We start from the raw sequence: 17,058 nt of genomic DNA, 5'->3' as shown, positions 1-17,058 counted from the left end.
ACCGATCAGAGCCGTTAAGAATTAAGGCATCATTCCGACATGATCTTGCCTTAGGGGCGCCGCCGAACGGGCGGGATCCGCCGGTTCTTGGAAGAGTTCTACAGGAAAACAGATCGTGCGCCTTACCGCCTGCATGCTCGTGATCTTCACATTTTGCCTCGCTGCCGGGCCTTCGGCTGCGAGCGGGATACTCATCGTCCCGCAGGGCAATCGCCACGTCGAGCAGCCGGGCGTTCCCGGCGCCTCGGTGCGCCGCACCAAGGCCGGCCGCACATCCTTCGACGCGAAATACGAGAAGGTGCGCGAGCTTCTCGCCACCGACCGCAGCCTCGTCGGCAAGATCAAGTCGGTCGCGGGCGCCTACGGCATCGCGCCCATCCACATGGTCGGGGCGATCGTCGGCGAACACACCTACAATGTCGACGCCTATGACCGGCTGCAATCCTATTACGTCAAGGCGGCCGCCTATGCGGGCGACAGCTTCCAGTTCGGCCATGAGGGCGAGTCCATCGCCGAATTCGTCGAGCGGCCCGAATTTGCCGAATGCGCCGGCAAGAAAGGCTCCTACGCGCTCTGGAGCTGCCGCGAGCGGGTCTGGGACAGCCAGTTCCGCGGCCATACGGTGGCCGGCAAATCCTTCCCGAACAACCGCTTCAGTGCCGTCTTCTTCCAGCCGTTCTTCGCCGGGCAGACCTTCGGTCTCGGCCAGATCAATCCGCTGACCGCATTGATGCTGACGGATATGGTCTCGCGCGTCTCCGGCTATGAGCGCCTCGATGAAAGCAATGCCGCCGGCGTCTATGAGGCGATCATGGACCCGGACGTGTCGCTTGCCTATATGGCCGCCTCCATCCGGCATTCGATCGACGCCTATCGCACGATCGCCGGCATGGATATCTCCGGCAATCCGGGCCTGACGGCAACGCTCTATAATGTCGGCAATCCGGATGCCCGTGCGGCCGCGCTTGCCGCGAAGAACCAGGGGGGCGAGGTCCACTGGCCGGAGGAGAACTATTACGGCTGGCTCGTCAACGACAAACTGGCAGAGCTCGAAAGCCTGTTGTGATCCTTTGTCGCCCGGAATCATCGCGATTCACGTGAAGCATTTCTTGATTGCGCCGTAAAAAACTGGAACGGTACGCAGACAAGAGCATTCCACATTCCGGACGGAAAACCGCTGCACACTTTTCCTGGAAGTGCTCTAGGAAGGCATTCACATGGATACGCGACCGGAGCCGTTCGAGCCGCCCGCGCCCGTGCCGCGCACCGGCATTCCCTCGCGGCTCGAGATCATCCGCACGGTTCTGCGAAACCCGCTCGAGCTCTGGGGCGAGCCTTCATACACGCTTCCCTGGATCGAGACGAAGTTCATCAATCAGCGGACGCTTATCGTCAACGATCCAGGCCTCATCCGCTACATCCTCGTCGAGAACGCCGCCAACTACGAAATGTCGAATGTTCGGCGGCTGATCCTGCGCCCGATCCTGCGCGACGGCCTCCTGACGGCGGAAGGCGAGGTCTGGAAACGGTCGCGCAAGGCGATGGCGCCGGTTTTCACGCCAAGGCACGCACAAGGCTTTGCCGGCCAGATGCTTCGCGTTTGCGAGGCCTTCGTTGACCGCTACGCGGGCGCTTCATCGGAGCCCTTCGTCACCAATGTCGCCGTGGACATGACGGAACTCACCTTCGAGATCCTGGCCGAGACGCTCTTTTCCGGCGAAATCGCCGTCGAAAAGCAGGGCTTCGCCGCCAATGTCGAGGAATTGCTGCATCGAATGGGGCGCGTCGATCCGATGGACCTCCTGGTTGCGCCGAGCTGGGTTCCGCGGCTGACCCGCATCGGCGGCCGGAAGGTGCTCGACCGTTTTCGCGGCGTCGTTTCCGAGACGATGTCTCTGCGCCGGCGACGGACGACGGAAGCGCCCGGCGACGTCCCGAACGACTTCCTGACCCTGCTTCTGCAGCTGGAAGGTCCGGATGGACTTTCGACCTCCGAGATCGAGGACAATATTCTCACCTTCATCGGCGCCGGCCACGAGACGACCGCACGGGCGCTCGCCTGGTGCTTCTATTGCGTCGCCAATACGCCCGCCTACCGCGAGACGATGGAGCAGGAGATCGATTCGGTTCTTGCAAGCGGCGCCGATCCGGTCGACTGGCTCGGGCGCATGCCGCATGTGCTTGCCGCCTTCGAGGAGGCGTTGAGGCTCTATCCGCCGGCGCCATCCATCAACCGGGCCGCGATCGAGGAGGATGCGTGGACATCCCCGGAAGGCGAGCGCGTGCCGATCCGCAAGGGAATATCGGTGCTGGTCATGCCCTGGACGCTCCACCGGCACGCGCTCTACTGGCAGAAACCCCGCGCCTTCATGCCGGAGCGCTTCCTTCCGGAAAACCGGGACAAGATAAACCGCTTCCAGTACCTGCCCTTCGGCGCCGGCCCGCGCGTCTGCATCGGCGCGACCTTCGCGCTGCAGGAGGCGGTGATCGCGCTTGCCGTGCTCATGCACCGCTTCCGCTTCGATCTGACGGACGAGACGCATCCCTGGCCTGTGCAAAGGCTGACGACGCAGCCGAGGGGCGGCTTGCCGATGAAGGTGTCGGCAAGGGTCAAGTAGGTCTCCGGTTGGCGGGATACGCCCGCCATCAGACACGGAAACGTCGCTGTCGCGCGATGGTTTTTTCTAAAAATATGTCCTATCACCGGACAGACCCTTCCGGACCCCTCACCATTGGACTGAGCAGAAATTGACCCCGCATCTTCTCCTCGGCATCGACACCGGCGGCACCTATACCGACGCCGTCCTCTTCAGCGAAGCGACCGGCGTCGTCGCCAAGGCCAAGGCGCTGACGACCCGTCACGATCTGGCCGAGGGCGTTTCAGGCGCCGTGGAAACGGTGCTCGCGAAGGCGAGGGTACCGGTTTCGGCGATCAGCCTCGTGTCGCTCTCGACGACGCTTGCCACCAATGCGCTGGTCGAAGGCCAGGGCGGCCGTGCTGGCCTGATCATGATCGGCTTCGGTCCGGAAGACCTGAAGCGCGACGGTCTTCAGGAAGCGCTCGGGTCCGATCCCGTTCTTTTCCTTCCCGGCGGCCACAACGTCCATGGCGGCGAAACGCCGCTCGACATGAGTGCGCTCGACGAAACGCTTCCGGACCTCAGCTCCCAGGTGTCGTCCTTCGCGATCGCCGGTTATTTCGCCGTGCGCAACCCGGACCACGAGAAGCGCGTGCGCGATCGCATCCGCGAGGTCTCGCACCTGCCGGTCACCTGCAGCCATGAGCTTTCCTCCAAGCTCGGCGGCCCGCGCCGGGCGCTGACGACGCTTCTGAATGCGCGCCTCGTCTCGATGATCGACCGGCTGATCGGTTCCTGCGAGGATTTCCTCAAGGCCCGCGGCATCGACGTGCCGATGATGGTGGTGCGCGGCGACGGTGCCCTGATCTCGGCCGCCGAAGCGCGGCTGCGCCCGATCGAGACGATCCTCTCCGGACCGGCCGCGAGCCTCGTCGGCGCTCGCTATCTGACCGGCTTGGACAACGCGATCGTCTCCGATATCGGCGGCACGACGACCGACGTAGCCGTACTCGAAAAAGGCCGCCCGCGGCTCGATGCCGAGGGCGCGGTCGTCGGAGGCTTTCGTACCATGGTCGAGGCGGTCGCCATGCGCACCTACGGCCTCGGCGGCGACTCCGAGGTAAAGATCAACGATCGCGGTCTCAAGGCCAGGCTCGATCTGGGGCCGCGCCGGTTCCTGCCCCTGAGCCTCGCCGCGGCGCTGCATGGCGACGCGGTCCTGTCGGTGCTCGAAAAGCAGTTGCGGGCGCCCCATGCCGGCCGTCACGATGGCCGCCTGGCGGTCCGCACCGGCTTGCCCGACCATCTGGCGAGCGGGCTTCAGCCGCAGGAGCAGGCACTCTACGGCCGCATCGGCATGGCGCCGGTGGCGCTTGCGGACCTTCTCGTCAGCACGCCGCAGAAGGCGACGCTCGACCGGCTCGTGGCGCGCGGGCTGGTGCATATCTGCGGGCTCACCCCCTCGGACGCGATGCATGTTCTCGGTCGGCAGGCGCAGTGGAACGGCGAGGCCGCACGCCTGGGCCTCGAGATCGCCGCCCGCACCAAGGACGGCTCGGGACAGCCTATCGCCGCCTCCGTCGAGGCTCTCGCGCAGATGATCGTCGACCGGCTGACGCGGCAATCCTCGGAAGCCATCCTGCAGGCCTGTCTCAGCGAGGACAGCGCCGCCATCGACCCCACCGCCTCGCTTGCCGTCGACCGGGCGCTGAAACGGGAACCGGGCATCGTGCGCTTTTCGATCAGCCTCGACCGGCCGCTTGTCGGCCTCGGCGCCTCGGCGCCGGTCTATTACCCCGCCATCGCCGAAATGCTTTCCACCGAGGCCGCGATCCCGGAGGAGGCAGATGTGGCAAACGCCGTCGGAGCGGTTGTCGGTCAGGTTCGGGCAACAGTCACAGTCTTCGTGACGACGCCGGAAGAAGGCATTTTCATCGTCAACGGTGCGGGCGCGAGCGAGCGCTTCGTCGATCAGCAGGAGGCCTTCGGCGTCGCCCGCCGGCGCGCCGAAACGATGGCGCTGGAGAGCGCCCGCGCCAACGGTGCAGAAGAACCGGCCGCGGTGCTTCGGGAAGAGATCGACGCGCCGGAAGTCGAAGGCAGCCGCAAGCTGATCGAGGCACGCTTCATCGCCTCGGCAAGCGGCCGGCCCCGTATAGCGCATCACGCGTTTTGATCTTTTCCATTCCGGAAACAATTCTTCGCATCCTTGCGGAATTGACAGGGAATGGTTTGATGAGAGAGTGTCCGCGCATGTAAGCGGGGCCAAGGCGCTTTTCCTTCCGGGCACCGCTTCTATCTATTGCAATAGTAATACTGAATTCAGGAGCTGTGGCATGGACCGCGTTGAGAAATATGGATTGCAGATCGATGCGGGGCTCCACCGCTTTCTGGTCGAAGAGGCGATGCCGGGCACCGGCGTCGACGCGGATCGGTTCTTTTCCGCCTTCTCTGATCTCGTTCACGATCTCGGACCGAAGAACCGGGCCCTTCTCGTCAAGCGCGACGAGCTGCAGGCCAGGCTCGACGGCTGGTATCGCGAGCATGGTGCCCCGGTCGACATGGAAGCCTATGAAGCCTTCCTGCGGGAGATCGGCTACCTCCTGCCCGAAGGTCCCGATTTTTACGTCTCGACCGCAAATGTCGATTCCGAGATCGCGACGATCGCCGGGCCGCAGCTTGTCGTGCCGGTGATGAACGCCCGCTATGCGCTCAATGCCGCCAATGCCCGCTGGGGATCGCTCTACGACGCCCTTTACGGCACCGATGCGATAGCCGAGACCGACGGGGCCGAGCGCGGCAAGGGATACAATCCGAAGCGCGGTGCCAAGGTCATCGCCTGGGCGCGAGAATTTCTCGACGCGAGCGCCCCGCTGGCGGCCGGCCGCTGGAGCGATGCCAAATCGTTCTCGGTCGAGGGAGCGACGCTAACCGTAACGCTTGCCGACGGCACGAAGAGCGCGCCGCGCAATTCCGTTCAGTTCGCCGGCTATGCCGGTGACCCCGCGGCGCCGTCCGAGATCGTTCTGCGTCGGAACGGCCTTCACATCGTCATCGTCCTCGACGCGACGACACCGATCGGCAAGGCCGACGCCGCCGGCATTTCCGACGTCGTTTTGGAATCGGCGATCACCACGATCATGGATTGCGAGGATTCGGTCGCGGCCGTCGATGCCGAGGACAAGGTGCTCGTCTACCGCAACTGGCTCGGGCTGATGAAAGGCGATCTCGAGGAGGAGGTGACCAAGGGCGGCAGGGCGTTCACCCGGAGGCTCAACCCCGATAGGGCCTATACGGCTCCGGACGGTGCGACGCTGACACTGCCGGGGCGGTCGCTGATGCTGGTGCGCAATGTCGGCCACCTGATGACCAACCCCGCGGTCCTCGACCGGGACGGCGAAGAGGTGCCGGAAGGCCTGATGGACGCCATGGTGACGGCGTTGATCGCACTCCACGACATCGGCCGGAACGGTCGGCGGGCGAATTCCCGCAGCGGCTCCATGTATGTGGTCAAGCCGAAAATGCATGGGCCGGAGGAAGTCGCCTTCGCCTGCGAGATATTCGCCCGCGTAGAGGCGGCGCTCGGGCTTCCGGCCAACGCGATGAAGATGGGAATCATGGACGAGGAGCGGCGGACGACCGTCAACCTCAAGGAATGCATCCGCGCCGCCCGCGAACGGGTCGTCTTCATCAATACCGGCTTCCTCGACCGCACCGGCGACGAAATCCACACTTCGATGGAAGCCGGACCGATGATCCGCAAGGGCGACATGAAGCAGGCGCCGTGGATATCGGCCTATGAGAACTGGAACGTCGATGTCGGTCTTGAATGCGGGCTTTCCGGCCACGCCCAGATCGGCAAGGGCATGTGGGCGATGCCGGACCTGATGGCGGCGATGCTGGAGCAGAAGATCGTCCATCCGAAGGCGGGCGCGAACACGGCCTGGGTACCGTCGCCGACGGCCGCGACTCTGCACGCGACCCACTATCACCGCGTCAACGTCGCCGAAGTCCAGGCGAGCCTCAAGAGCCGCACCCGCGCGAAGCTCGCCGATATCCTCTCCGTGCCGGTCGCCGCACGGCCGAACTGGACCGAGGAGGAAATCCAGCGCGAACTCGACAACAATGCGCAGGGCATTCTCGGTTATGTCGTGCGCTGGGTCGACCAGGGCGTCGGCTGCTCCAAGGTGCCCGACATCAACAATGTCGGCCTGATGGAGGACCGCGCGACGCTGCGCATCTCGGCGCAGCATATGGCGAACTGGCTGCATCACGGCATCGTCAGCGAAGCGCAGATCGTCGAAACCATGCAGCGCATGGCGGCGATCGTCGACGGGCAGAACGCCGGCGATCCGAACTATCAGCCGATGGCCGGCCGCTTCGAGGAGTCGATCGCCTTTCAGGCGGCGCTGGATCTCGTGCTCAAGGGCCGCGAGCAGCCGAACGGCTATACCGAGCCGGTCCTGCACCGCCGCCGGCTGGAGCTGAAGGCGAAGCAGGGGGCATAAGGCCTGTTGAGGTTCGGGCCACCCGCCGTCGCTTGTTTGATTTCCTCATTCCTGTGACAAGCACAGGAATGAGGGGATCAACAAGGCGCGCCGTGCGTCCAAAGGGACGCACTAACTTATCGAGTTGAGCGCAATCACCCCGCTACGGCAAAAAGAAAGGGCCACCCGGCATCACCGGGCGGCCTTTTTCGATGTGTTGCAGCCGCTACTGCTGCACGACGACGCGTGCGTTGCGGCCGGGGCGGACCCGCGAATAGAGATCCATGATATCTTGGTTCATCAGGCGGATGCAGCCGGACGAGGCTGCGGTGCCGATCGACGACCATTCCGGCGTGCCGTGCAGGCGGAAGAGCGTGTCCCGGCCTTCCTTGTTGAAGAGGTAGAGAGCGCGTGCGCCGAGCGGATTGCTGATGCCCGGGCCCATGCCGGCCTCGACATATCTGGCGACTTCCGGCTTGCGCTCGGCCATTTCCTTCGGCGGGTGCCAGGTCGGCCATTCCTGCTTCCAGGCGACATAGGCCTCGCCTTCCCACGCGAAACCCTGCTTGCCGACGCCGATCCCGTAACGTACGGCCTTGCCGCCGGGCAGCACGTAATAGAGGAAGCGGCTCGGCGTGTTGACGACGATCGTTCCCGGGCGTTCCTTCGTCGGGTAGTCGACGATCTGCCGGTGGAAACGCTGGTCTACGCGGTTGATCGGAACGCCCGGCACCGCATACCCGTGGTCCTCAACAGGGCCATAATTGCTGGAGAATATCTGGTTCGTCGCCACTTTCTCGCCCTCGGGAGAGGAGCCGGCCGTGGTCGTGGTCTGTGAGCAGCCGGCGAGGGCAACGGTGGCCGCCAGGCTGCACAGAAGGAGAGCGTTGCGGAAGCGCATGATGGTCTCGTAAAAGAGGTCAGGAAAATACGGGGGAGGGTGTCCGGCCGTCAGCGGCACCAGCTTATTTTCTATTGCACCGCAGTGCGCAAGGGACCGGCCCCCCGCAATGTGGCCGAAAGGTGTAAATTCCGTGACGATTGCTTTTTTGCAACAAACCACCCTGCAGCGCCGCGCGTCCCGTCAGACGCGCAAAGGTCGCCGTAGCACTTTCCGAGGGCGGCAATGACGATCTTATCTATCCATGGCGATAATCCGCTCGCAGACGGACGCCAGTCAGAGCGGGCGATGAAGGTACGCCGCGGCGTTCAGCGGCTGCTGATGGAACTGCGCCACGCGGCTCTGCCCGAACTGACGCTTGCGAGCGGCCGGCGGGCCGATCTCATCTCGCTCTCGCCCAAGGGCGAAATCTGGATCATCGAGATCAAGACCTCGATCGAGGACTTCCGCGTCGACCGCAAGTGGCCGGAATACCGGCTTCACTGCGACCGCCTGTTCTTCGCAACCCATGCGCAGGTGCCGCTCGACATCTTTCCGGAAGAATGCGGGCTGATGCTTTCCGACGGCTACGGCGCGCATATGCTGCGCGAGGCATCGGAACACCGCCTGCCGCCGAGCACGCGAAAATCGGTGACGCAGGCCTTCGCCCGCACGGCGGCGCAGCGCCTGACGCTCGCCGAATGGGCAGCCGAGCGAAACGGCGAGCTCGGCCAGTCGATCAGCGACATCGTCAGCGGCGAGCGGGATTAGAAAGGCGGCGCGAGTTATTTCGGCGCCCGTTTCGCCAGAATGCGCTGCAGGGTCCGTCGGTGCATGTTGAGCCGGCGCGCGGTTTCCGAAACATTGCGCTCGCACATTTCATAGACGCGCTGAATATGCTCCCACCGTACGCGGTCGGCCGACATCGGGTTTTCCGGAGGCTCGACCCGCTCGCCCGGGCGCTGAATCAGCGCCGCGAGAATGTCGTCGGCGTCCGCGGGCTTGGCCAGATAGTCGAGCGCTCCGAGCTTCACGGCGTTGACCGCGGTCGCGATGTTTCCATAGCCCGTCAGAACGATCATGCGTGTGTCGTCGCGGCGCCCGCGGATCGCCTCGATCACGTCGAGACCGCTGCCGTCGCTCAGGCGGAGATCGATGACTGCATGTTTCGGCGGGCGGGTCTTCGCCTTGGCTATGCCTTCGGCGACCGATTCGGCGATCTCGACCGCGAAGCCGCGCGCTTCCATGGCGCGGGCGAGGCGCCGCAGAAAGGCCGTGTCGTCATCGACGATCAGAAGGCTCTTGTCAGGCCCGATCAGGTCCGCATCCGCGGCGTGAGTGTTTTGCGCAGGCATCGACTTTTCGATCATTTCTCAAATCCCTACAGCGCCATGCGTCTCACCGGACGCGCAAAGGCCGCTGTAACCCTTCAAGTGCTGCATGTTCCATCCTTTCACCGGACAGGATCAAAGGAAACATGCGGTAGGCATAAACCCGTGGTTTTTCTGGCAATCATGTGGGTTTCCCCGCACCTGTCTTCAATAAACCGCCAAAAGTCATTTCGCCAGTTTCGTGTCCATCAGCACGCGCGGCCATTCGACGCTGACCCGGGCGCCCGGGTGTTTCGAGCCGCCGTTCTCGAAGCGCAGCCGGGCGCCTGAACGCTCGAGCAGCGTCTTGGCGATGAAGAGGCCGAGGCCGAGGCCGCCGGCGCTGTCGTCCTTCTGCCGCCGCGTCACATAGGGTTCGCCGATCCGCGCCAGGATGTCCGGCGAAAAACCGTCGCCGTCGTCTTCGATAGTCACCCGCACGCGCTCGGCCGTGTGCTCCGTCGTGACGGTCACCTTCTTGCGCGCATAGTCGACCGCGTTCTCCAGTAGATTGCCCAGGCCGTAGAGAATGCCGGCATTGCGGATGCCGACCGGTTCCGAGGCGCGATCGCCCTGCTCCTTCAGCTCGATTTCTATGCCGAATTCGCGATGTGGCGCCATTACCTCCTCGATCAGCGATGAGAGCGGCAGAAGCCGCATATGTTCCTCGCTTTCGGACGAAAGGGTGGTCAGCCGCCTCAGAATGTCGCGGCAGCGTTCGCTCTGGCTGCGCAGAAGATGGACGTCCTCGCCGAAACGCGGATCGTCGCCGAGCTCCCGTTCCATCTCCTTGGCGACGACGCTGATCGTCGCGAGCGGCGTTCCGAGTTCGTGGGCGGCGGCGGCCGCGAGACCGTCGAGCTGCGACAGGTGCTTCTCGCGCTGGAGCACGAGCTCGGTCGCCGTCAGCGCTTCGGAAAGCTCGCTTGCCTCGAGCGAGACGCGATAGGTGTAGAAGGCTGCGAAAGCCGTCATCGAGACGATCGCGAACCAGATGCCGGCCGTCAGCACGCGCGGCATCAACAGAAGGGTGCCCGGATACCAGGGCAGCGGGAAGGGCGAGAAGGCAAGGGCGGTGACGCCCAGGACGGCGAGGCCGGCCAGCACGATGCTCTGCGGCTTCGGCTGCGAGGCCGACGATATGATGACCGGCACGCAGAGAAGCGGTGCGAAGGGATTGGCAAGGCCGCCGGTGATGAAGAGCAACGCAGTCAGTTGCGCAAGGTCGATGCCGAGCAGGGTGAAGGCGGCCGGCGGCGTCAGCCGCTGCGTCGGCGGAAAGCGGAGCGTGAGAAAGACGTTGAGAAGCGCCAGGCAGGCGATCAATACGGAGCAGGGAACGACCGGCAGCGGGAACTGCAGCCACAGCGCCGTGACGATAACGGCGAGCGATTGTCCACCCACCGCCAGCCAGCGCAGCCGCACGAGCGTCTGCAGCCTCAGACTGCGGTTGCTGTTCAGATCGTTATAGAGTGTCGCAGCTGCCATGCGTTTCCGTTTCGCGATGCGGGTCGCATGCGCGACCGGGCGTCATTTCATCTTACCGGACTTTATGCCGAACCCGGCAAATATGAAACGGCGCCCAACCGCGGTGCGCCGTAGAGCCGCATCCGGCCACGTTGGAGCGGAATGCGAGCGGGAAACGAGTACACTTCATCCCACCCCGCTCTAAGTCCCGCGCGGTTTCGCGCGCGTCGTCGGCATCGCATTGGCGGGGTCCTCCGGCCAGGGATGTTTCGGATAGCGGCCGCGCATCTCGGCTCTCACGTCCTTCCACGAACCCGCCCAGAAGCCGGGCAGGTCCCGTGTCGTCTGGATCGGGCGGTGGCCGGGGGAAATCAGCTCGAGAAGCAGCGGCAGTCGACCGTCGCCGATCGCGGGATGCGTTTTCAGACCGAAGAGCTCCTGAACGCGGATCGACAGGAGCGGTTCGTCGCCGTCGTAATGGATCGGATGACGCTGGCCCGTCGGCGCTTCGAAATGCGTCGGGGCCAGCCGGGCGAGGTCGCGCTGAAGCTCGTATGGAACGAGCGACATGAGGCCTTCGGCGAGATCGCGGCCCTTGATCCCGTCGATGCCGCCGGCGCCTCCCTGGAAAGGAACGAACCATTCGTCGAGACGGGAGATCAGACCCGTATCCGACATGTCCGGCCAGGGCTCGCCGATGGAGCGGTGCAGGAAGCCGATGCGGTCGCGCAGTTGCTCCACGTCCTTCGGGAACGGGACAGCGGCGAGCCCCAACTGCCGGATACCGTCCGCGAGTGCCCGCGCCGCCGCCTCGCCGCTGGGACGAGGCAGGGGTTTCTCCTCGAAGATGATCGCCCCGAGCCGTGTCACCCGGCGGGCACGCACCTGCCGGCTCGCCCGATCGAAGAAGCTCTGCTCCTCGGTGACGATGGCTTCCGGCATGTGCCCCTCGACATCCGACCGGTCTATCTCCGCGGCTGCGAGCACCCGCTGTGCGCCGGCTCTGCCGGTAAGATCGGCAATGACGAGCATTCCGGCCGCAGCAAGCCGTTCGGTCTCGGGTATCTCGGCGCCGCGTCCGTTCGCCATGACGAAGCGGCCGCGCCCGCCGCGCTGCAGCGCGATGCGGTCGGGAAAGGCGTGCATCAGCAGGGCTCCAGGCAAAACGGGCTTCGGACCCGCGTTCTTTGAGGCGCCGAGTTCGGCGGCCATTCGCCGCGCCAGACCGCGGGCAGCTTTCGCCCGGTCGCTGCGCTCGCTCCGGAACCGGCGCAGCCGCTCCTCGATATCGATGCCGTTGCCGCCGAGGCCCTGCTCGGTGAGCATCACCGCGAGGAGGCAGGCCTCCTGCGCCCGCCCTTCCTCGGCGGCTGCAACCGCCATTGCCGCAAGCCGCACCGGCAGCGCCAGATCGCGGATCCTGCGGCCTCTCGGCGTCAGCGCGCCGCGGCTGTCGATGGCGCCGAGCTCGAGGAGCAGGCCTCGCGCCTCGCGCAGGGTCGTCTCCGGCGGCGGGTCGAGGAATCTCAGCGTCGACGGATCGGCCACACCCCAATGGGCAAGATCGAGGAGCAGGCCGGAGAGATCGCTGGCAAGGATCTGCGGCGGCGTGAAAGCGGCGAGCGCCGCCGTCTGGCCGGAATGCCACAGGCGGATCGCGATACCCGGCTCGGTTCTTCCGGCGCGCCCGGCGCGCTGATCGGCCGAGGCTCTGGAAACGCGCACGGTTTCGAGCCGCGTTATGCCCGTCGAGGCCTCGAATACCGGCAGCCGCTGCAAACCGCTGTCGACGACGATCCTGACGCCGTCGATGGTGATCGAGGTTTCGGCGATCGAGGTCGCCAGCACGATCTTGCGCGTGCCTTTCGGTGCCGGTCGGATCGCCGCATCCTGTTCCTTCTGGCTCAGATTGCCGTAGAGCGGCACGATTGCGGTCGCCTCCCCGAAGCGATCCGCGAGACGCGCGGCGGTGCGGGCGATTTCCGCCTGCCCCGGCAGGAAGGCGAGGATGGAACCTTTCTCGGACCGGTGCGCCTCGGCAATCGTCCGGACCATCGCGTCCTCGACGCTTTCACCGGCCGCTCTGTTTTCGTAGCGTATGTCGATCGGGAAGCTCCGGCCCTCGCTTTTCAGGACCGGCGCATCGCCGACGAGTCCGGCGATGCGCTCGACGTCGAGCGTCGCCGACATGACGACGATCCTGAGGTCCTCGCGAAGTGCCGATTGCACGTCCAGCGCCAGCGCCAGTCCGAAATCCGCATCCAGCGAACGCTCGTGGAACTCGTCGAACAGGACAGCCGAAACGCCGGACAATTCGGGATCGTCGAGGATCATCCGGCTGAAGACGCCCTCCGTTACCACCTCGATCCGGGTTTTGCCCGATACGCGGTTGTCGAGCCGCATCCGATAGCCGACGGTTTCGCCGACCTTCTCCCCCAGAAGTTCGGCCATGCGTCCGGCCGCGGCCCGCGCGGCGAGCCGCCGCGGTTCGAGCAGAATGATCTTGCCGTCGCCGCGCCAGGGCTGGTCGAGCAGGAAAAGCGGCACCAGCGTCGTCTTGCCGGCGCCGGGAGGAGCCGACAGCACGACCGATCCCGCCGAAGCGAGCGCGTCGCCAAGGCCGGGCAGGATTTCGCGGATGGGCAGGGCAGGCAGCGCGCGCATCACGCCTGCTCCTCCATTCCGATTTCGATCACGCGGCCGCCGGCGGCTTCCGCGTCGGCACTGTCGTGGGTCACGAGGATGGTCGGCAGCCCGGCCGCCCTCGCCTTGGAAAAGACGAGCTCGCGCGTCTGCTGCCTGAGCGCCGCGTCGAGATTGGAGAAGGGTTCGTCGAGAAGCAGGAATCGTGGCGCTGAAACGAGCACCCTTTGCAGTGCCACGCGCGCCTTCTGGCCGCCGGAGAGCGTGTCCGGGTCGCGGTCGAAGAAGCCGGCAAGGCCCACCTCGTCGAGGGCTGCATCGGCCAGCCGGCGGCGTGCGCCCCGTCCTTTGACATCGGGCGCTATGGCGAAGACGATGTTGCCGCCGACCGATAGATGGGGAAAGAGCAGCGGATCCTGAAACAGGATGCCCGCGTGGCGCCGGTTGGCGGGAACCGCCGTCAGGTCCTTGCCGTCGATCAGGATGCGGCCGCTCACATCGAATGCCGGATCGAGAAAGCCTCCCGCAAAGGCCAGCAGGGTCGACTTGCCGGAGCCGGACGGCCCCATGATCGTCAGCACCTCGCCCGGCGCGATGGTCGCCGATATGGCGAGCAGGGCCCGGCCGCCCAGACCGATCGTCACCTCCGAGAGCGTCAGGCATCCTGTCTTGATCGGGGATTTTGACCCGGCGTTTTCCTGCATTCACGTCCTCATTGCCCGCCGGTTGCGGAATAGCAACTGCGGGCCGAGCGACGCAACGAGAAATGCGAGGAAGGGCAGGAGCCCCTGAACGAGGGCGTAGATGCCGATGACCCGCCGGTCGCCGCCCGACGAGAGTGCGACGGCCTCGGTCGTGATCGTCGTCAGCCGCCCGGACCCGATGAGGAGCGTCGGAAGATAGAGGCTGATCGACACCGCGAAACCGACCGCGAGCGCGGTGAGGCAGGCACGAAAGAGCAATGGCAGCCGGACCGCGAACAGGATTTCCAACGCCGGCTTGCCGAAGCCGGCGGCGATTTTTTCGAAGCGCGGGTCGACCTCGCGCCAGGGGGCCGACAGTGACAGAACCACGTAAGGGAGCACGAAAACGAAATGGACCGCCAGCACGCTCGCGAAGCCCGGCGTGAGCCCCGCCGAGAGCATCAGGACCTGCAGCCCGAAGATGAAGCTGATCTCCGGGACGAGCAAGGGGAGGTACAGCAGCCGGTAGCCGCCTGCATTCTTCCGTGAGCTGGCGATGCCGTTGCGGTAGAGCAGGAGGATCGTAAATACGAGCGCCAGCGATGACGCCGAAAGAGCGAGCGCGACCGTGGTGCCAAGCGGCGCCCAGAGTTGAGGCAATATGCGCATCCAGGTATTGGGCGTGAGACTTCCGGGCAACGCGTCGGGAAATGGCCAGAGGCCCGCAACCGACCAGATCGAAAGCAGGCTGAGCCCCGCGAAAATGGTGACCGTACAGGTGGTCATGGCGAGGGCGCCCGCGGCGCGAACCGCGCCGTCCCGCGCAAAGCGCCGTCCCGAAAAGGTCAGGCGCGCGAGAACGGCTTTCCCGATCCGTTCGAGCGCGATCCAGATGGCCATTGCAGCGACGACGACCCCAAGCTGCAGGAAAGCGCCCGCCGATGCGAGAAATCGCGCGCCGAGGTCGTCATCTCCGGCCCATTGGGTTACTCGCACCGGCAATGTTGGTGGCAGCTTCGGCCCGAGAATCATGGCGACGTCCACGACGGATACCGAATAGACGAGCACCGCGAAGACCGACAGGCGGATCTGGCGGTAGAGGGCCGGCCAAAGGCAGACGGCGAAGCCCGCGACGCGCCCGTAGCCGAGCGCCGCCGCAAGGCGCGAGGCTCTCGTGACGGCAAGCTGCGGCAGGGCGGCAAGCGTCACCAGGAAGAGAAACGGCACCTCCTTGGCGATGAGCCCGGCAATCATCGTCAGCGCGAAAGGGTCGTTGGGAAGAAGCCAGTCCGGCGGCCGCGTGAAGCCCGTCACCTCCGGCGAGATCAGCCGGAGCAGGAAGCCCGACGGGGCGACGAGGAAAGCCAACGCAAAGGCGGCGGCGGCATGCGGAACGGCAAGCAGGGGAGAGACGAGATGCTGGATGCGGGCGAAAGTCGGCGTGCCGGCGAAGCCCGCGACGAATGTGCCGACGACCGCTGTCGCTGCGACCGTCGTCAGCAATCCCGCAGCGAGGCCGGTCAGGACCGAGCGAAGGATGTGCGGCTGGCCGGCGAGTTCGGCGAAATGGGCAAGCGTGACGCGAAAGCCGCCGAGCGCCGGCAGGTAGCCGAAGGCCGGCAGGATCGTGCCTGCAAGCCCGGCAAGGATGGGAAGCCCCAGAATGAGGGCAAGGAGGGCGTTTCCGCCGAGCCTAGTTGGCTGCGCCATAACGACGGATCCATTCGGTTTCGATCCGTATCATCCAGTCCGGGTGCGGTTCGTCGAGCGCGGGACCGAGTTCGCCGGGGCGGAGCGTTGCAATGCCGAGGTCCAGGCGCTCGAAAGCGGACCGGTCGGCTGCCGGAAGTTTTGCAGGAGAAAGCACGGTCGGGTCGCCCCAGATCTTCGGATCCTGCTTGCGAAGCTGCGCCTCGGGCGTGAGGAGGAAATCGGCAAGCAGAAGCGCGCCGGCCTTTGCCGTTGCGTTGTAGGGAATGGCGACGAAATGGGTATTGCCGAGCGTGCCGCCGGAAAAGGCGAAGGAGCGGACCGTCTCCGGCAGCTCGCCATTGGCGATCGCGGAGGAGGCTTCCGCGGGGTTGAAGGCGAAGATGATGTCGAGTTCGCCGTCGGCGAGCTTCTGCTTCATGTCCGCGTAGTTCTGCGGGTAAGCCTTGCCTTTCCGCCACAGGAGCGGCGTCAGCCTGTCGAGATAGGCAAACAAGGGCGCGGCGTCGGTCGCGAAAGTGGTTTCGTCGACGGGTTTCTGCAGCTTGGCCCTGTCGTCTACGAGCTCGATCAGCACCTGCTTCAGGAAGGAAGAGCCGGTGAAGTCCGGCGGCTGCGGGTAGGAGAAGCGCCCGGGATTGGCCGCGGCCCATTCCAGGAGATCCGCCGCGGAATCGGGCAGCTCGCTCGCCTTCATGCGCGCCGAGTCGTAGAAGAACACGAGCTTGGCGCCGCCCCAGGGGCTCTCCAGTCCGTCGGTGGGGATGGTGAAATCGGTCAGCACAGTCGGCATGTTTTCGTGGTCGACATAGCGCCAGTTCGGCAGTTTCGTCGCCCAGCCGGGCGCGTAAAGCAGCCCTTGGCGTTTCATCGCGGCGAAGTTCTCGCCGTTGATCCACACGAGATCGACCGATCCGCCCTCGTCCTTTCCTGCGGATTTTTCCGCGAGCACGGTCGCGGTCGCCTTAGCGGTGTCGTCGAGCTTCACATGGACGACGGTGACGCCGTAGCGCGCCTTCATTTCATCGCCGGCCCATCTGATATAGGCATTGACGTTCTCGGAGCCGCCCCAGGCGTTGAAATAGACCGTCTGGCCGCTCGCCTCCGCGGCGACCGCCTCCCAGTTCCCAGCGTCCGTGGCGGACGCCCTGCCGGCAAGGCCGAGCGCCAGCAGCGCTGCGGCGATGATCTTCCCTGCCCGCCTGATCATGACGCTCCTCTACCCCCGCCACATGCCGT

Annotated in this window: 12 protein-coding genes; 5 read left to right on the top strand and 7 right to left on the bottom strand. The window is 65.3% G+C overall.

Annotated features, from left to right (window positions below; translation table 11 throughout):
- Positions 1 to 115: 115 nt before the first annotated feature.
- The 4 genes from JOH52_RS06165 (at position 116) to JOH52_RS06150 (ending at position 7,087) form a co-directional block, all read left to right on the top strand.
- Complete coding sequence (locus tag JOH52_RS06165) at positions 116 to 1,066, top strand: DUF1402 family protein (protein ID WP_003531977.1); 951 nt, start codon at positions 116 to 118, stop codon at positions 1,064 to 1,066.
- A 151-nt stretch (positions 1,067 to 1,217) separates the two neighbouring features.
- Positions 1,218 to 2,618, top strand: coding sequence for a cytochrome P450 (locus tag JOH52_RS06160; protein ID WP_010968323.1), 1,401 nt, complete (start codon positions 1,218 to 1,220; stop codon positions 2,616 to 2,618).
- Positions 2,619 to 2,748: 130 nt separating this feature from the next.
- Positions 2,749 to 4,755 carry a hydantoinase/oxoprolinase N-terminal domain-containing protein gene (locus JOH52_RS06155; protein ID WP_013844961.1) on the top strand — a complete coding sequence of 669 codons (2,007 nt, stop codon included), beginning with the start codon at positions 2,749 to 2,751 and terminating at the stop codon, positions 4,753 to 4,755.
- A gap of 160 nt (positions 4,756 to 4,915) precedes the next feature.
- The gene (locus tag JOH52_RS06150; RefSeq protein WP_013844962.1) at positions 4,916 to 7,087 is read left to right on the top strand and encodes a malate synthase G; all 2,172 of its coding nucleotides are present in this window, start codon (positions 4,916 to 4,918) and stop codon (positions 7,085 to 7,087) included.
- A 205-nt stretch (positions 7,088 to 7,292) separates the two neighbouring features.
- Here JOH52_RS06150 and JOH52_RS06145 read toward each other — a convergent pair whose 3' ends face one another.
- Entirely contained in the window at positions 7,293 to 7,967 is a 675-nt protein-coding gene (locus JOH52_RS06145) for a L,D-transpeptidase (protein ID WP_003531973.1), read from the bottom strand.
- Between the two features lie 225 nt (positions 7,968 to 8,192).
- On the opposite strand from JOH52_RS06145, the gene JOH52_RS06140 reads away from it, so the two are divergent.
- Complete coding sequence (locus JOH52_RS06140) at positions 8,193 to 8,717, top strand: MmcB family DNA repair protein (protein ID WP_010968327.1); 525 nt, start codon at positions 8,193 to 8,195, stop codon at positions 8,715 to 8,717.
- Between the two features lie 14 nt (positions 8,718 to 8,731).
- On the opposite strand, the gene actR is transcribed toward JOH52_RS06140, so the two are convergent.
- The 6 genes from actR to JOH52_RS06110 form a co-directional block, all read right to left on the bottom strand.
- Positions 8,732 to 9,316, bottom strand: coding sequence for a global response regulator transcription factor ActR (gene actR, locus JOH52_RS06135; protein ID WP_010968328.1), 585 nt, complete (start codon positions 9,314 to 9,316; stop codon positions 8,732 to 8,734).
- A gap of 186 nt (positions 9,317 to 9,502) precedes the next feature.
- A complete protein-coding gene (locus JOH52_RS06130; RefSeq protein WP_010968329.1) occupies positions 9,503 to 10,804 on the bottom strand; it encodes an ActS/PrrB/RegB family redox-sensitive histidine kinase in 1,302 nt (433 codons plus the stop codon).
- 180 nt (positions 10,805 to 10,984) lie between these two features.
- Positions 10,985 to 13,447 carry an ATP-dependent helicase HrpB gene (hrpB, locus tag JOH52_RS06125; RefSeq protein ID WP_010968330.1) on the bottom strand — a complete coding sequence of 821 codons (2,463 nt, stop codon included), beginning with the start codon at positions 13,445 to 13,447 and terminating at the stop codon, positions 10,985 to 10,987.
- The gene (locus JOH52_RS06120) at positions 13,447 to 14,130 is read right to left on the bottom strand and encodes an ATP-binding cassette domain-containing protein (RefSeq protein ID WP_010968331.1); all 684 of its coding nucleotides are present in this window, start codon (positions 14,128 to 14,130) and stop codon (positions 13,447 to 13,449) included. Before JOH52_RS06120 ends, hrpB begins: the two co-directional genes overlap by 1 nt.
- Positions 14,131 to 15,819 carry an ABC transporter permease gene (locus tag JOH52_RS06115; RefSeq protein WP_010968332.1) on the bottom strand — a complete coding sequence of 563 codons (1,689 nt, stop codon included), beginning with the start codon at positions 15,817 to 15,819 and terminating at the stop codon, positions 14,131 to 14,133.
- Complete coding sequence (locus tag JOH52_RS06110) at positions 15,803 to 17,029, bottom strand: ABC transporter substrate-binding protein (protein ID WP_003531965.1); 1,227 nt, start codon at positions 17,027 to 17,029, stop codon at positions 15,803 to 15,805. The genes JOH52_RS06115 and JOH52_RS06110 overlap by 17 nt, the downstream gene beginning before the upstream one ends.
- Positions 17,030 to 17,058: the final 29 nt, after the last annotated feature.

It is taken from the genome of Sinorhizobium meliloti, assembly GCF_017876815.1.
In the GTDB taxonomy this organism is placed as follows: Bacteria; Pseudomonadota; Alphaproteobacteria; order Rhizobiales; family Rhizobiaceae; genus Sinorhizobium; species Sinorhizobium meliloti.
The sequence above is the reverse complement of the archived record's forward strand: the minus strand, read 5'-3'. Positions and strand labels throughout refer to the sequence as shown.

Bases quoted from the DNA above. Each gene is read 5' to 3' on its own strand.
- JOH52_RS06140 (WP_010968327.1), top strand. From the start codon at position 8,193: ATGACGATCTTATCTATCCATGGCGATAATCCGCTCGCAGACGGACGC.
- JOH52_RS06130 (WP_010968329.1), bottom strand. From the start codon at position 10,804: ATGGCAGCTGCGACACTCTATAACGATCTGAACAGCAACCGCAGTCTG.
- JOH52_RS06110 (WP_003531965.1), bottom strand. From the start codon at position 17,029: ATGATCAGGCGGGCAGGGAAGATCATCGCCGCAGCGCTGCTGGCGCTC.
- actR (WP_010968328.1), bottom strand. From the start codon at position 9,316: ATGATCGAAAAGTCGATGCCTGCGCAAAACACTCACGCCGCGGATGCG.
- JOH52_RS06160 (WP_010968323.1), top strand. From the start codon at position 1,218: ATGGATACGCGACCGGAGCCGTTCGAGCCGCCCGCGCCCGTGCCGCGC.
- JOH52_RS06150 (WP_013844962.1), top strand. From the start codon at position 4,916: ATGGACCGCGTTGAGAAATATGGATTGCAGATCGATGCGGGGCTCCAC.
- JOH52_RS06115 (WP_010968332.1), bottom strand. From the start codon at position 15,819: ATGGCGCAGCCAACTAGGCTCGGCGGAAACGCCCTCCTTGCCCTCATT.
- JOH52_RS06120 (WP_010968331.1), bottom strand. From the start codon at position 14,130: ATGCAGGAAAACGCCGGGTCAAAATCCCCGATCAAGACAGGATGCCTG.
- JOH52_RS06145 (WP_003531973.1), bottom strand. From the start codon at position 7,967: ATGCGCTTCCGCAACGCTCTCCTTCTGTGCAGCCTGGCGGCCACCGTT.
- hrpB (WP_010968330.1), bottom strand. From the start codon at position 13,447: ATGCGCGCGCTGCCTGCCCTGCCCATCCGCGAAATCCTGCCCGGCCTT.